General features: G+C 62.2%; 14 protein-coding genes and 1 pseudogene. 7 read left to right on the top strand and 8 right to left on the bottom strand.

Features of this window, described 5'->3' with window-relative positions:
* Window positions 1-254: 254 nt before the first annotated feature.
* Both AC3WRD_RS29440 and AC3WRD_RS29445 read right to left on the bottom strand, forming a co-directional pair.
* The gene (locus AC3WRD_RS29440) at window positions 255-1,022 is read right to left on the bottom strand and encodes a methyl-accepting chemotaxis protein (protein ID WP_371860056.1); all 768 of its coding nucleotides are present in this window, start codon (window positions 1,020-1,022) and stop codon (window positions 255-257) included.
* 90 nt (window positions 1,023-1,112) lie between these two features.
* Window positions 1,113-2,201: pseudogene (locus AC3WRD_RS29445) on the bottom strand (cache domain-containing protein); the annotation flags it as partial.
* 444 nt (window positions 2,202-2,645) lie between these two features.
* Between AC3WRD_RS29445 and AC3WRD_RS29450 the strand changes: the two are divergent.
* Both AC3WRD_RS29450 and AC3WRD_RS29455 read left to right on the top strand, forming a co-directional pair.
* A complete protein-coding gene (locus AC3WRD_RS29450; protein ID WP_011332300.1) occupies window positions 2,646-3,542 on the top strand; it encodes a PA4780 family RIO1-like protein kinase in 897 nt (298 codons plus the stop codon).
* A gap of 56 nt (window positions 3,543-3,598) precedes the next feature.
* Window positions 3,599-4,816: an MFS transporter gene (locus AC3WRD_RS29455; protein WP_102622774.1), complete on the top strand. Its 1,218-nt coding sequence runs from the start codon at window positions 3,599-3,601 to the stop codon at window positions 4,814-4,816.
* Here the strand turns inward: AC3WRD_RS29455 and cueR are convergent.
* The 3 genes from cueR to AC3WRD_RS29470 form a co-directional block, all read right to left on the bottom strand.
* The gene (gene cueR, locus AC3WRD_RS29460) at window positions 4,770-5,183 is read right to left on the bottom strand and encodes a Cu(I)-responsive transcriptional regulator (RefSeq protein ID WP_096819703.1); all 414 of its coding nucleotides are present in this window, start codon (window positions 5,181-5,183) and stop codon (window positions 4,770-4,772) included. The two genes, AC3WRD_RS29455 and cueR, sit on opposite strands and share 47 nt — an antisense overlap.
* The gene (locus AC3WRD_RS29465; RefSeq protein WP_102622773.1) at window positions 5,180-7,570 is read right to left on the bottom strand and encodes a heavy metal translocating P-type ATPase; all 2,391 of its coding nucleotides are present in this window, start codon (window positions 7,568-7,570) and stop codon (window positions 5,180-5,182) included. The genes cueR and AC3WRD_RS29465 overlap by 4 nt, the downstream gene beginning before the upstream one ends.
* A 91-nt stretch (window positions 7,571-7,661) precedes the next feature.
* Window positions 7,662-8,045 (bottom strand): hypothetical protein, encoded by a 384-nt coding sequence (locus AC3WRD_RS29470; protein ID WP_096819701.1) that lies wholly within the window; start codon window positions 8,043-8,045, stop codon window positions 7,662-7,664.
* A 148-nt stretch (window positions 8,046-8,193) separates the two neighbouring features.
* Here AC3WRD_RS29470 and AC3WRD_RS29475 point away from each other — a divergent pair, with 148 nt between their 5' ends.
* Window positions 8,194-8,391, top strand: coding sequence for a heavy-metal-associated domain-containing protein (locus AC3WRD_RS29475; protein WP_096819700.1), 198 nt, complete (start codon window positions 8,194-8,196; stop codon window positions 8,389-8,391).
* 117 nt (window positions 8,392-8,508) lie between these two features.
* A complete protein-coding gene (locus tag AC3WRD_RS29480; protein WP_102622772.1) occupies window positions 8,509-9,711 on the top strand; it encodes a multidrug effflux MFS transporter in 1,203 nt (400 codons plus the stop codon).
* A gap of 10 nt (window positions 9,712-9,721) precedes the next feature.
* On the opposite strand, the gene AC3WRD_RS29485 is transcribed toward AC3WRD_RS29480, so the two are convergent.
* The 3 genes from AC3WRD_RS29485 to AC3WRD_RS29495 all read right to left on the bottom strand — a co-directional run bounded on the left by AC3WRD_RS29485 (window position 9,722) and on the right by AC3WRD_RS29495 (window position 11,401).
* Entirely contained in the window at window positions 9,722-9,895 is a 174-nt protein-coding gene (locus AC3WRD_RS29485; protein WP_173861408.1) for a hypothetical protein, read from the bottom strand.
* A 166-nt stretch (window positions 9,896-10,061) separates the two neighbouring features.
* Window positions 10,062-11,075, bottom strand: a complete 1,014-nt coding sequence (locus tag AC3WRD_RS29490) for a zinc-binding alcohol dehydrogenase family protein (protein ID WP_102622771.1) — start codon at window positions 11,073-11,075, stop codon at window positions 10,062-10,064.
* 32 nt (window positions 11,076-11,107) lie between these two features.
* Window positions 11,108-11,401 (bottom strand): putative quinol monooxygenase, encoded by a 294-nt coding sequence (locus tag AC3WRD_RS29495; RefSeq protein WP_102622770.1) that lies wholly within the window; start codon window positions 11,399-11,401, stop codon window positions 11,108-11,110.
* Between the two features lie 116 nt (window positions 11,402-11,517).
* On the opposite strand from AC3WRD_RS29495, the gene vimR reads away from it, so the two are divergent.
* The 3 genes from vimR to AC3WRD_RS29510 form a co-directional block, all read left to right on the top strand.
* The gene (vimR, locus tag AC3WRD_RS29500; RefSeq protein ID WP_096819696.1) at window positions 11,518-12,447 is read left to right on the top strand and encodes a transcription regulator VimR; all 930 of its coding nucleotides are present in this window, start codon (window positions 11,518-11,520) and stop codon (window positions 12,445-12,447) included.
* A 306-nt stretch (window positions 12,448-12,753) separates the two neighbouring features.
* A complete protein-coding gene (locus AC3WRD_RS29505; RefSeq protein ID WP_096819695.1) occupies window positions 12,754-13,488 on the top strand; it encodes an ArsR/SmtB family transcription factor in 735 nt (244 codons plus the stop codon).
* 125 nt (window positions 13,489-13,613) lie between these two features.
* The coding region (locus tag AC3WRD_RS29510; RefSeq protein WP_102650883.1) for an MFS transporter at window positions 13,614-14,889 on the top strand (1,276 nt) is incomplete at its 3' end.

Genomic DNA, 14,889 nt, shown 5'->3' on the forward strand with positions numbered 1-14,889 from the left:
GATTTGTGCGGCGGGGGGGCAGGGTGTCACCGCCATTATCGAGCGCTAAAAGCAGCCCTCACCCCAGCCCTCTCCCGGAGGGAGAGGGAGCCGACCGTGTTGTCTGGCGTTATACATCGACCTGAAAAACCGTGTCGATTATGGATTCGGTAAAGCAGGATCAAGTCGATGCATCTTTAAAGCATCCCCCAATCAGTCCCCTCTCCCTCCGGGAGAGGGTTAGGGTGAGGGGGCTTTTTAGGTTGCCCCCAATCTCAAGTCCGGAACCTTCGCACCAACCCATCCAGCTCATTCGACAACCCCGCCAGACTCTGCGAATCCAGCCGCGCCGAATTCGCCAGCTCCGCCACCAACTGCGCATCACCGTGAATCTGGCTGATATGCCGATTGATGTCCTCGGCCACCTGATGCTGCTCTTCGGCGGCCGTGGCGATCTGGGTATTCATGTCACGAATCACATCCACCGATTCACGGATCTGACCAAAACTCGCCCGCGCCTCGCCGATTCGCGTCACCGATTGCTGCGACACATCGAGGCTGGCGCGCATCTGTTGGGTCACGGCGCTGGTGCGCTTGGCAAGGTTGCCCAGCAGACCGTCGATTTCCGCCGTCGAATCCGCCGTGCGTTTGGCCAGTGCGCGAACCTCATCGGCCACCACCGCAAAGCCACGGCCTTGCTCACCGGCCCGCGCAGCCTCGATGGCGGCGTTGAGCGCCAGCAGGTTGGTCTGTTCGGCGATGGAGCGGATGGTGCCGAGGATCGACTGAATGTCGTTACTGTCGCGTTCCAGTTGCTGCATCGACTGCGCTGACTGCTCCAGCTCCTGGCTCAGTTGATCGACGCTGTGCACCGCCGCATCGATCTGCTGCTGACCTTCGCGGGCCTGGCGCTGGCCACTGTCGGCCGACTCCGCTGCCTGGCTGCACGAGCGGGCGACTTCGTTGGCGGTAGCGACCATTTCGTGGAACGCGGTCGAGACCATGTCCACGGCTTCACGCTGGCGTCCGGCCGCTTCGGCCATGTCGCCGGAAACCCGGGTCGAACTCTGCGAGGTCGCGAGGATTTTTCCGGCCGCGCCGCCGATGTGCTGGATCAGGCTGCGGATCGCGGTCAGGAACTGGTTGAACCAGTTGGCCAGTTGCGCGGTTTCGTCGTTGCCACGGATATCGAGGTTCTTGGTCAGATCGCCTTCGCCCTGGGCGATGCCTTCCAGACCGCTGGCCACGCTGCGGATCGGGCGTACGATCAGGCTGGCGAAACTGGCGCCGACCACGGCGAACAGCACCGCCAACACAGCCGCGATAATCGCGATCAGCCAGGTCAACTGAGTGGCCGAGCTCATCACGTCGTTCTGTTTGATCAGGCCGATGAAGGTCCAGCCCAGTTGCTCCGACGGCCAGACGTTGGCCATGTAGCGCTCGCCGTTGAGTTCGACTTCCACCAGCCCTTTGCCGGCCTTGGCCAGTTGCGCGTAACCGTCGCCGAGGCTGTCGAGGGGCTTGAAGTTGTGCTCGGGCTGTTTCGGATCGACCAGCACCATGCCGCTGTTTTCCAGCAGCATCAGGTAACCGGTTTCGCCGAGCTTGATCTGTTTGACGATCTCGGTGAGCTGCTTGAGCGTGACGTCGATACTGACCACGCCGCCGTTGCTACCGAGTTTGTTGTCGATGGTGCGCACGGTGCTGACGTAGGTCGCATCGTCCTGCGCCCAGTAATAGGCGGCGGTGCGCAACGGTTTGCCGGGTTTGGCCTGAGCGGCCTTGTACCAAGGGCGCTGACGCGGATCGTAGTTGCTCAGCTTGGGGTCGTCGGGCCAGGACACGTAACCACCGGCAGCGGTGCCGACGATCGCGTAGGCGTAGGCCGGGTGGCTGTTACCCAGATCCTGCAGGAAGGAGAAGACCTTTTTGTCCATCTCGCCCTGCGGGACGCTTTCGGCGTTGGCGCTCATGTAGGTCTTGAGGCTGTCATCGGTGTTCTTGATCAGCGGTTGCGTCGCCAGGTAATCGACGTTCTGGCTGATACCGTCAAAAAAAAGCTGCATGGCGTTGCTGACCTGACGGATCTCGCGTCCGCTGCCGTCGACAAAACCTTCCCGGGCATCGCTGCGCAGGTTGAGTACCACCAGCGTGGCGACCAGCACCACGGGCAAGCAGGCGATGATTGCAAACGCCCACGTCAACTTCTGTTTGATGTTCATCCGCGCTCCAGATTTTCTTGTAGGCCCACGCAGTGCAGATGACTCGCGGTTTATTGGCAGCCGAAAACGGTGTTTTCCACTCCATTCCCTGAGTGCGACATCGAAGCTTTTTTGGAACGATTGTCGGACAAATTCCTCTGTCTCTGAGGGCTTCGGCTGCCGGAGAGGGAAATTGAGGCTGTAAGAGAAAATTCTTACGGGTGGAGTGATGCTGGATGTCAGATTCTGTCGCAAATGCCCTCAAGTCCTTGCGCCAACAAGTTCGGCGGGCTCGGCTATGATTCGCAGCGGTCGATACAAGAGCGGCGGATCGGCCCGTTTGATCCGGCACAGTGTGTGCATCCACAGGTTCACAGGTCGGCAACCCCTCCCCGTGATGCGAGGATTGCCGTATAACGAATGACATTCGCGTGTTTGGTAATAAAGGACCCACAATAAAAGCTGATGAAGACTCCAAAACGCATTGAACCCCTGATCGAGGACGGTCTGGTCGACGAAGTGCTGCGTCCACTCATGAGTGGCAAAGAAGCAGCTGTTTATGTGGTGCGCTGCGGCAATCAGTTACGTTGCGCAAAGGTCTACAAGGAGGCGAACAAACGCAGTTTCCGCCAGGCGGCCGAGTATCAGGAAGGCCGCAAGGTTCGTAACAGCCGACAGGCCCGGGCGATGGCCAAGGGTTCCAAGTTCGGGCGCAAGGAAGCCGAAGACGCCTGGCAGAACGCCGAAGTCGCGGCGCTGTTCCGCCTGGCCAACGCCGGGGTGCGGGTGCCCAAGCCGTACGACTTCCTGGAAGGCGTGCTGCTGATGGAGCTGGTGGCCGATGAATACGGCGATGCCGCGCCGCGTCTGAACGACGTGGTGCTGGAGCCGGATCAGGCCCGCGAATACCACGCGTTCCTGATTTCGCAGATCGTGCTGATGTTGTGTACCGGCCTGGTGCACGGTGACCTCTCGGAGTTCAACGTGCTGCTGACGCCGACCGGCCCGGTCATCATCGACCTGCCGCAAGCGGTGGATGCGGCGGGCAACAACCACGCGTTCAGCATGCTGGAGCGTGACGTCGGCAACATGGCGTCGTACTTCGGCCGGTTCGCCCCGGAGTTGAAGAAGACCAAATACGCCAAGGAAATGTGGGCGTTGTACGAAGCGGGTACGTTGCACCCGGCCAGCGTGCTGACCGGCGAGTTCGACGATCCCGAGGACCTGGCCGATGTCGGTGGGGTCCTGCGCGAGATCGAAGCGGCGCGTCTGGATGAGGAGCGCAAGCAAGCCATCCGTGCGGCGGACGACGAGCCCAAGGGCAAGTCCGACGAACCGCCTCCGCCACCGTGGATGCAGTAAGCATCTGAAAAAGAAAACCCGGCTTCGGCCGGGTTTTACACATTCAAGGATTGATTGTGACCACCACCTCCCGCAATGCCCGGCTGATCATCACGGCGCGGCTGATTTCCGATTTCGGCGCTTTCCTCAACATGGTTGCGCTGGCCACTTATGTCTACCTGCTGAGCAACAGCGCCATGAGCGTCGGGATTTTCCTGGCCAGTCGCGTGGGCGGCGGGATTTTCGCCAGCCTGATCGGCACCGCGTTTTATCGTCGATGCAGCGGTCGCTTGCCGTTGATTGCCTTCGATCTGCTGCGCGCCGCTGTGCTCGGGTTGTTGCTGATCGTGCCGGTCAGCCAACAGGCGTTGTTGCTGCCGCTGATTGCGTTCGGCCTGGGCTTTGGCAATTCGATGTTCGCCATCGGCCTCAACAGCCAGTTGCCGCGCCTGATCGAGCCTGCGCAGTTGCTCAAGACCAATGCCTGGATCACGTCCGCCTCTTCCATGGCGATGGTCGGCGGCAGTCTGGTGTCCGGGCTGCTGGTCGCAGGGTTTGGTTTTGAAACGGTGTTCGCGTTGAATGCGCTGACCTATCTGCTGGCGGCGGTGTTGATTGCGCCATTGCGGTTCAGCGCACCGGAACCCGTTGCCGAATCCAGCGCTAAACAGGGTGAATGGTCGGCGTTGTTGCAAGGCCTGCGCAGCGCCCCGGTGGTGGCGGCGATGCTGGCTGTCACGATGGCCGACACTTTGGGTAGCGCTGCGCACAACGTCGGATTTCCGATCATTTCCAAACTGCTGACACCGGACTCGGCGAGCACCACGCTGGGCCTGATGCTCGCGGTATGGGCCAGTGGGAAATTGCTGGGCGCGCGAATCGCCAGTCGCTTGAAGGGCTCGGAAAACATCCATCTGGAGCGCAGGTACTTTGGCGGGGTGTTGCTGATGTCCTGCGGTTTCATCCTGATGTTCCAGCAGCACAGCGTCGTCGGGCTGTTGCTGTTTTCGCTGCCGGCCGGATTGGGTGACGGGTTCTCGGAAGTCGGCCTGATGTCACGTCTGCAACGGGAACCGGAGCCCCTGCGCCTGCCGATCTTCAGTTTCCTGACGCTGTTGCAGATGACCGGGTTCGGCGTCGGCATGCTGATCGCCGCACCGTTCTACAACTGGTGGGCGCCGGGTGCCGTGGTGCTGCTGTTCCACGGCATTCCCCTCGCCACTGTGCTGTCGATGAAAGTCCTGCTGCTCAGGCGCGAGCGGGTTGCGCGCAGCAGCCCGACGCCAGTTCCTTGAGGATCGGGCAGTCCGGGCGATGGTCGCCCTGGCAGTGTTCGACCAGATCCTGCAGGGTGTCGCGCAGTTCGCCGAGTTCGCGAATCTTCTGATTCAGCTCGTCGATGTGCTGGCGGGCCAGGGCCTTCACATCGGCGCTGGCGCGCTGGCGGTCCTGCCAGAGGGTCAGCAGTTTGCCGACTTCCTCCAGCGAAAAGCCCAAGTCCCGCGAGCGCTTGATGAACGCCAGCGTGTGCAGGTCATCGTCGCCATAGACGCGATAGCCGCTGTCGGTGCGATGGGCGGCCTTGAGCAGGCCGATCGACTCGTAATAACGGATCATCTTCGCGCTCAGGCCACTGTGGCGGGCCGCTTGGCCGATGTTCATCGGTTGTCCTCCAGATCCTCGGGTTTCCAGGTTTTCAACAGTAGCGCATTGCTCACCACGCTGACGCTCGACAGCGCCATCGCCGCGCCGGCCAGCACCGGATTGAGGAAGCCGAACGCCGCCAGCGGAATGCCGATCAGGTTGTAGACGAAGGCCCAGAACAGGTTCTGCCGGATCTTCGCGTAGGTCTTGCGGCTGATCTCCAGCGCTGCCGGCACCAGCCGAGGGTCGCCGCGCATCAGGGTGATGCCGGCGGCGTGCATTGCCACGTCGGTGCCGCCGCCCATGGCGATGCCGATATCGGCAGCGGCCAGTGCCGGGGCGTCGTTGATGCCGTCGCCGACCATGGCCACGACGCCGGTCTTTTTCAGCTCGGCGACGGTGGCGGCTTTGTCCGCCGGCAGCACTTCGGCGTGGACGTTTTCGATGCCCAGCGCTTCGGCCACCACACGGGCACTGCCTCGGTTGTCGCCGGTCAGCAGGTGGCTGTGGATATGTCGTGCAGCCAGTTGTTGCACCGCGCGCAGCGCGCCGGGCTTGAGGGTGTCGCCGAAGGCGAACAGGCCGAGCACCCGGGGTGCGGGGCTTTGTTCGATCAGCCAGGACAGCGTCCGGCCTTCGGTTTCCCAGGCCTTGGCGGATTCCGCCAACGTGCCGGCGTCCAGGCCGGTTTCTTCCAGCAGTCGGCGATTGCCCAGGGCGAGGCGCCGACCGTCGAGATGGCCGGCAATGCCGCGACCGGTCAGGGACTGACTGTCGCTGACGTCGGGCACCGTCAGATGGCGTTCGGCACAGGCATCCAGAACTGCTTTGGCCAAGGGGTGTTCACTGCCGCGTTGCAGCGCGCCGGCCGCTGTCAGCAGGGCGTTCTCATCACCGTCGATCGCACTGAAATGCGCGATGCGCGGGGTGCCGGAGGTCAGGGTGCCGGTCTTGTCGAACACCACGCTGCTGACTTCATGGGCGCGCTCCAGCGCTTCGGCGTCCTTGATCAGAATCCCGTGGCGCGCGGCCACGCCGGTGCCGGCCATGATCGCGGTCGGTGTCGCCAGACCGAGGGCGCAGGGGCAGGCGATCACCAGCACTGCGACGGCGTTGATCAATGCGGTTTCCAGCGGTGCGCCGTACAGCCACCAGCCGATCAGCGTGGCGAGGGCCAGCAGCAGAACCGTCGGCACAAACACCTGACTGACTTTATCCACCAGTTTCTGGATCGGTGCCTTAGCCGCCTGGGCGTCCTCCACCAGACGGATGATCCGCGCCAGTACGCTTTCCGCGCCGAGCGCCGTGGTGCTCACCAGCAAGCGGCCTTCACCGTTGATTGCACCGCCGGTGACCTTGTCGCCCGGTTGCTTGGGCACTGGCAGGCTTTCGCCGCTGATCAGCGCTTCATCGGCATGGCTCTGGCCTTCCAGCACTTCGCCGTCCACCGGGAAACGTTCGCCGGGTTTGACCAGTACGAGGTCACCGAGGCGCAGGGCGCTGATGGCGACGTCTTGTTCGCGACCCTCGATGACTTGAATCGCTCGCTCCGGGCGCAAGGCTTCCAGTGCACGGATGGCGCTGGCGGTCTGGCGTTTGGCGCGGCTTTCGAGGTATTTGCCAAGCAGCACCAGAGCGATGACCACCGCCGAGGCCTCGAAGTACAGATGCGGCATGCGCCCGTCAGCGGTCGCCCATTCATAGAGACTCAGGCCGTAACCGGCGCTGGTGCCTAGGGCCACCAGCAAGTCCATGTTGCCGGCACCGGCGCGCACGGCTTTCCATGCGGCCACATAAAAACGTGCACCGAAGATGAATTGCACTGGGGTAGCGAGAGCGAATTGCGCCCAGGCCGGGAGCATCCAGTGAATGCCGAACGGTTGCAGCAGCATCGGCAATACCAGCGGCAAGGCGAGGGCGATCGCGCAGATCAGCGCCCAGCGCTCATGGTTCAGGCGTTGCTGGCGATTGTCGGTCTGGTGTTCAAGTTCGAAGAGGCTGGCCGAATAACCGGCCTTGCTCACGGCGGCGATCAGGAGCTGCGGATCGACAGCGCCAAGCAGTTCGAGGTGGGCGCGTTCATTGGCGAGGTTGACGCTGACGCTTTTCACCCCCGGAACCTTGTTCAGGGCGCGTTCGACACGGCCGACGCAGGAGGCGCAGGTCATGCCGTCGATGTTCAATTCCACGGTTTGCTGCGGCACGCTGTAACCGGCACGTTCAACCGCCTCCATCAGCGCTGGCAGGCTGTCGCCGGGTGCCTGCACGCGGGCCTGTTCGGTGGCGAGGTTGACGCTGACGGCACTGGCGCCGCTGACTTTACTCAAGGCGCGTTCGACGCGGCCGGCGCAACTGGCGCAGGTCATGCCGCTGATGGGCAGATCGAACGTGATGGAATCGGACATCGGTCGTACTCCCTGTAGTGGATGCCTACAGGATCAACCTTGCCATGCTGGCAAGGTCAAGCGCCAGATTCCGCCGCCCGATCCGGATGAGTCAATAACCGAGGCCGGTTGGCTTGAGGTACATGCCTTCCGCATTCATCGCAATCCGGAACTTCAGGATGTCACCTGCATGCAGTTTGATCTCCTGCGAGCCCGGCGCGAGCATGCCCGGGTTGCAGCCCGGCATTTGCCCCGGCAGCAGTTTCAGGCGCAGCGAGACATTGCCCGGCGGCAGGTTGAACGAGGTGCTTTGTTCCTGGAACAGTCGCGCCGACAGTTGATCCTGGATGTACACGCCGATCTCGCAGGAGGTCGCGACTTCCAGGCGCTCGCGGGAAATGATCAGCACCCCGAAATCTTCCCCGGCGGCATGCACCGAAGGGATCGCGGCAAAGAGGCTGAGTAAGCCAAACAGGCTGAAAGCTGACCAGCGCATGGCTGAATCTCCTGAATTTATGTCATTGATGCACGCAGCTTGGCCGAGCGCGGCGCCGATTGCCAGCCCGGCAGTTTTTTGCAGAACTTGACCTTGCCATCGTGGCAAGCTCGAAACTGCCGGCAACCTCACTCAAAGGAGTCATTCCATGCAAGTGTTCACTGTTGAAGGCATGTCCTGCGGTCACTGCGTCAAGGCCGTCACCCAAGCGGTCCAGAGCAAGGATCCGGCGGCCAGCGTGCGGGTCGATCTGGCAGCGAAGGAAGTCGGCGTCGAAAGTGCGTTGAGCGCCGAGCAGGTGATCGAGGCGATCAGCGAAGAAGGCTATGTCATCAAACTCGCCTGATCTTTTTAATAGTTAGCGAGCTACCGGAATGTTCAAGGCGTCCTCGCGCGGCTAGACTGTCGGGCTGCACTCTCTCCTGAAGTGCCCGCCCAATTGCCTGTCGAACCTGGACGCCTGATGAACTTCCGTACCATTCTGATTCTCGGTGCCTTGACCGCTTTCGGTCCGTTGGCGATCGACTTCTATCTCCCCGCGTTTCCCACCATGGCGCTGGCGTTCGGCACCGATGAGAAACACGTCCAGCTGACGCTGTCGGCTTACTTCTTTGGCCTGTCCATCGGTCAACTGGCCTACGGTCCGGTGGCGGATCGTTTCGGGCGGCGGATTCCATTGCTCACCGGCCTTGTGCTGTTCACCCTGGCGTCATTGGCCTGCGCTTATGCACCGAATCTGGAATGGCTGATTGGTGCGCGGTTCGTTCAGGCACTGGGCGGATGCGCCGGGATGGTGATTTCCCGGGCGGTGGTCGCTGACAAATGCGACGCGGTGGGCTCGGCGAAAGTCTTTTCGCAATTGATGCTGGTGATGGGGCTGGCGCCAATCCTGGCGCCGATGCTCGGCGGTCTGCTGGTCAATACGACGGGTTGGCAGTCGATCTTCCTGGTGCTGACCGGGTTCAGTGCCCTGGCTGGCCTGGCGGTGGCCCTCGGCCTGCCGGAAAGTCTGCCGGCCCATGTTCCGCGCCAGCCACTGTCCGGTGCTCTGCGTCAGTACGGTCGACTGCTGACCGACCCGGTCTACATGGGCCATGCCCTGACCGGCGGCATCGCGATTGCCGGGATGTTTGCCTACATTGCTGGCTCGCCTTTCATTTTCATCAAACTGTATGGCGTCCCGGCCGAGCATTTCGGCTGGCTGTTCGGCACCAACGCGGCGGGCTTCATTCTGGTGGCGCAGGTCAATGCGCGACTGTTGGCCAAGCGTGGCCCGGCGTTTCTGCTGTCACGGGCGGTCTGGGTTTACTTCGCTGCCGGGCTGACGCTGCTCGCGGTCAGTGCCCTGCACACCGAGGCACTGTGGCCGCTGCTGATTCCATTGTTCATTTGCGTGGCGAGTCTTGGTTGCATCAGCCCCAATGCGGCGGCGAGTGCGATGAACGGGCAGGGCGCTCGCGCCGGCAGTGCGTCAGCATTGCTCGGCAGCATGCAGTTCAGCGTCGCCGCCGGGGCTTCGGCGCTGGTGGGGGTTTTGCACGATGGCACAGCCGTGCCGATGGCCATGGTCATCAGCCTGTGCGGTCTGTTGGTGGTCAGCGCGGCAATGCTTACCCGGCGCATACAGAATGCCCGGGCGCTGGCAAAGGCGCAGGCCGAAGTCTGAACGGAAGAACTCAGCCGACAGCGCGTTGCTGGCCGAGGTCGGGAATCTGATGGGGCGCGTACAGACGCGCTTCGAGGGTGCGGGTGAAGGCCCGAGCTTCGGCCTCACTGCGGAATGTCACGGCGTGCTGGTCGAGACGAACTTGCCACTGGGACTTTGCCACTTCTTTTATCAGGATCTTCATTGCTGACCTCCCGGACGTAAAAGATTGCATCGCAGAGGTTTCGATTGTAGACCCGAATACGATCGCAATTGTGACAAGGGTCAAGCATCTGACTGACGGCAAAAAGCGACCGCAGCCCCCGAGTCAGCCACGTCTGGCGCTGACGAAGGCTGCGGCCTCCGAAGTTTTAGAAACTTTCTAAAACAATTTTTCCCTTGGCCTTGCCGCTTTCCAGCAATTCATGGGCTCGGCGCAGATTGCTCGCGTTGATCGTGCCGAAGTGCTCGCCCACCGTGGTCTTCAACGTCCCGGCATCGATCAGATCGGCCACTCGGTTGAGCAGTTTGTGCTGCTCGATCATGTCCGGCGTTTCGAACAGCGAGCGGGTGTACATGAACTCCCAGTGCAGCGACAGGCTCTTGCGCTTGAGCTTGGTCACGTCCAGCGACTTCGGATCATCGATCAGCGCCAGTTTGCCTTGCGGCGCCAGGGCCTCGACCAGTTGGTCCAGATGCTGGTCGGTCTGGGTCAGGCTGGCGACGTGGGTCACATGGGGGTGGCCGGCGCGTTTCAGTTCTTCGCTCAACGGCTGGCTGTGATCGATCACCAGGTCAGCGCCCAGCTCGCTTACCCAGTCGCGGGTTTGCAGGCGGGAGGCGGTGCCGATCACTTTGAGCCCGGTCAACTGGCTGGCCAGTTGGGTGAGGATCGAACCCACGCCACCGGCCGCGCCGACGATCAGCAGGCTCTGACCTTCGTCGGTGTTGCCTTCGCGGATTTGCAGGCGTTCGAACAACAGCTCCCAGGCCGTTATGGCGGTCAGCGGCAGGGCGGCGGCCTCGGCGAAACCAAGGGTTTTCGGCATATGGCCGACGATCCGCTCATCCACCACATGCAGTTCACTGTTGCCACCAGCCCGGGCGATGGAACCGGCGTAGAAGACCTTGTCGCCCGCCTTGAACAGCGTCACTTCACTGCCGACCGACTTGACCACGCCGGCCACATCCCAGCCCAGCACTTTGGCGGCGCCGCCTTCTGGCGCGACGTTCTGGCGAACCTTGGTGTCGACCGGGTTGACCGAGATCGCTTTGACTTCGACCAACAGGTCGCGCGGGCCGGCCACTGGCTCCGGCAGTTCGATGTCTTGCAGGGATTTTTCGTCGCTGATCGGCAGCGATGCGTAATAGGCGATGGCTTTCATGGATGACTCCGAAAGATGCTTGAAGGAAGGATTCAGACGATGGCGCGCAGACGCTTGAGCTCGAAGTGTTCGAGGAAGCCTGCGGCCTGCGCCCGGAAATGCTGGATATGCGCACTGTCGTCGTGGGCCTGCAGGGCTTCGTCACTGGCCCACTGCTCGATCATGTAGAAGGCCAGCGGGTTGGCCATGTCCTGGTGCAGGTCGTATTGGCCGCAACCGGCTTCCGCGCGGGTCGGTTCGATCAATGCGCGCAGATGTTGTTCGAGGGCGTCCTGCTGGCCAGGTTTGGCGATCAGGGTGGCGATGGCGGTGAAGGGCTGGGACATGTTCGACTCCGGAACGGGATGAATTCGATGGGAGGCATGATTGGCTATTTCTACGCGAGATAAAACCGGCTAAAAGAGCAGTCTCTTTCAATATTTTTTTGATAATCGAGGCTGAAATGCTGCGTTTCGATGACTTGCAGTTGTTTGTCCGGGCGGCGGATCTGGGCAGCCTGTCGGCGGCGGCCCGGGTGATGGACATGTCCGCCGCCGTGGCCAGCGCGGCGCTCAAGCGTATCGAACAACAACTCGGGGCACGGTTGCTGGCGCGTTCCACCCGCAGTTTGCGCCTGACCTCCGAGGGTGAAGGCTTCCTCGAATACGCCCGGGCGGCGCTGAGCAACCTGGATGAAGGCCGTCGTCTGCTGGCCAGCGGTCAGGACCAGGTCAGCGGGATTCTGCAACTGTCGGCACCGTCGGATTTCGGCCGCAACCTGCTGTTGCCGTGGCTTGATGAGTTTCAGCGTGAACACCCGAAATTGACGGTGCGTCTGCTGTTGGGCGACCGCATCGCCGATCTGTTTCGCCAACCGGTGGACATCGCCCTGCGTTATGGCGAACCGGAGGATTCCAGTCTGGTCGCATTGCCCATCGCTGCGCAGAACCGGCGGGTGTTGTGTGCCTCTCCCGGCTATCTGGCGAAACACGGCGAGCCGACTCAACTGGAACAGCTCGCGCAGCACAATTGCCTGTTGTACATGCTGGGCAGTCGGGTGCATGACCACTGGAGTTTTCATGACGGCAAACGCGAAGTCAGCCTGACCGTCAGTGGCGACCGCTTCAGCGATGACGCCGACGTGGTGCGGTTATGGGCCGTCGCGGGGGCGGGCATCGCCTACAAATCCTGGCTGGATGTGGCCGACGATGTGCTCGCGGGGCGGCTGAAAGTGCTGCTGCCCGGCCTGCTCTGCGAGCGGGCTCCGCTGAATCTGCTGTGCGCCCATCGCGCACAATTGAGTAAGCCGGTGAACCTTCTGAGGGAGATGCTCGCCAGCCGTTGCGCCGAACTGAGTAGCCGATTTCCCGTTTTTCCGCAGGTTGATCATTAGTCGCAGGTAAATAGCGAAATTTCTGTCAGGAACAATCACCAGCCGTACCCGCTCCGGCGCAGGACGCCGCGAGCAACCCGCTTATACTAGCGACCGCCTGAAGCCTGCACCGGCACGCGGGAACAGGCTCGCTCGGACCGGCACTGACCGGGCAGCGGTGAGGGTTGCATCAATTACTGCGAATGCCGGGTGGCAGTGTGTTGCCTTGCCTCGGATCAAGGCGTTTTGCGCGGCTTGGCCGACGACTGATTACTGGTCAAGATGTCTCTGAGCAGTAGACGATACGATTCAACAGGGAGTGAATACATGGAACATGCACCTTGCATCAGCCAGATCGCCACGTTGCTGGCCGATCCCAAACGCAGCGCAATGATGTGGGCGTTGATGGATGGCTCGGCCCGGCAGACCGAGGAACTGGCTCTGTTGGCGGGGCTGTCGCCCTCGTCGGCCAGCGCGCATCTGGGGCGCTTGTCCACGGGCGGTCTGTTGAAGGTCGAGGCTCGCGGGCGCAAGCGCTTCTTTCGCCTGGCGGCTCCGGAAGTCGGCGCGGCCATCGAGGCCCTGGCCAGCGCCACGCTTGCCAGCGCGCCGCGGGAGGTTCCCGACGTGTTCAAGCGCGCCACACCCATTGCCAGACCACAGGCCGCGCCGTCTTCCCTGCTGCGTGCGCGTTTTTGCGACGATCATCTGGGCGGTACGCTGGCGGCCGACCTGTACCAGCGCCTGCTCGATGCCGGCTGGATCGAACAGCTTGAACATCGGGTGGTAGTCACCCACAAGGGCTCGACACAGTTGGCCAGTCGCGGGGTCTTCATCCAGGCGCTGGCTCATCGCAATGTTCAGGTGGCTTGCGCGTGCCCGGACTGGAGCGAGCGACGCCCGCACATGGGCGGTTCGCTGGGGGCGGCGTTGTTGCAGCTGTTCATGCAGTCCGGCTGGTTGATGCTGCCCAACGATTCCCGCGCCCTGCAACTGACGGCGGCGGGGCAGCGGGAAATTCATCGATTCGCCCGGGAAACCGAGCTGGAAATGGCATTGTAGAGCGCTGTGTACCATTGCCCGGATGACTGGCGTCGCCTACGGCTGCGAACAGGTCGCATCTGGCACAAAGGCTGAACGGCTATCGCGCACACTCGATCCGCAGATATTTCGGATGGAGGGGTGGCATGGACACGGGAAGCTTCAGCGCGGCGGATCGACTGGAACGCCTGCCGGTCAGCGGTTATCACCGGATCATATTCATCATCATCGCCCTGGCGTTTTTCTTCGATTCCATGGATCTGGCGATGATGACCTTCCTGCTCGGCTCGATCAAAACCGAATTCGGCCTGAGCAGCGCCGAAGCCGGGCTGCTCGCCAGTTCGAGTTTTTTCGGCATGGTGCTGGGCGCATCGCTGTCCGGATTGCTGGCTGATCGTTTCGGCCGTAAACCGGTGTTTCAGTGGAGCATCGTGTTGTGGGGGGTGGCCAGTTACCTGTGCTCCACGGCGCAAACGGTCGAGAGTCTGACCCTGTTCCGCATCCTGCTGGGGATCGGCATGGGCATGGAGTTTCCGATTGCCCAGTCGATGTTGTCCGAGCTGATTCCGGCCCGGCGTCGCGGGCGCTACATCGCCTTGATGGACGGCTTCTGGCCGCTGGGGTTTGTCGCTGCTGGCGTGCTGTCGTATTTCCTGCTGCCGCTGATTGGCTGGCGCGACATCTTTCTGGTGTTGGCGGTGCCGGCGGTATTTGTATTGGCGATCCGCTTTTTCATTCCCGAGTCACCACGCTGGCTGGAACAGGCGGGCAAGCATGACGCGGCGGACAAGGTGCTGTGTGCAATTGAGGACCGGGTGCGGGCGTCGCTCGGCGGGGCTGCGTTGCCGGAGCCGGTTCGCCTGCCTCGGGTGATCACGCCACCGGGCAACTTCCTTTCGGCCCTCCGCCAGATCTGGTCGCCGCTGTACCGCCAGCGCACGATGATGCTCTGGAGTCTGTGGTTCTTTGCATTGCTCGGGTTCTACGGACTGACGTCCTGGCTCAGCGCGTTGCTGCAACAGTCGGGGTTCGCGGTCACTCAGTCGGTGTATTACACGGTGCTGATTTCCCTCGGCGGGATACCCGGGTTTCTGATGGCGGCGTGGCTGGTGGAGCGCTGGGGGCGTAAACCGGTGTGCATCGTCACGTTGCTGGGCGGCGGGGTGATGGCGTTTCTGTACGGCCAGAGTGCGGTGTTCGGCGGCAATGTCGGGCTGCTGATCGGCTCGGGCCTGTTGATGCAGTTTTTCCTGTTCGGCATGTGGGCGGTGCTCTACACCTACACGCCGGAGTTGTACCCGACATCGGCACGTGCGACGGGCTCGGGTTTCGCCTCGGCCATCGGGCGCGTGGGTTCGCTGCTCGGGCCGCTGATCACTGGTCTGGTGTTCCCGATCACCGGGCAGGGCGGGGTATTTGCGT

Source organism: Pseudomonas sp. FW215-R2, assembly GCF_058789255.1.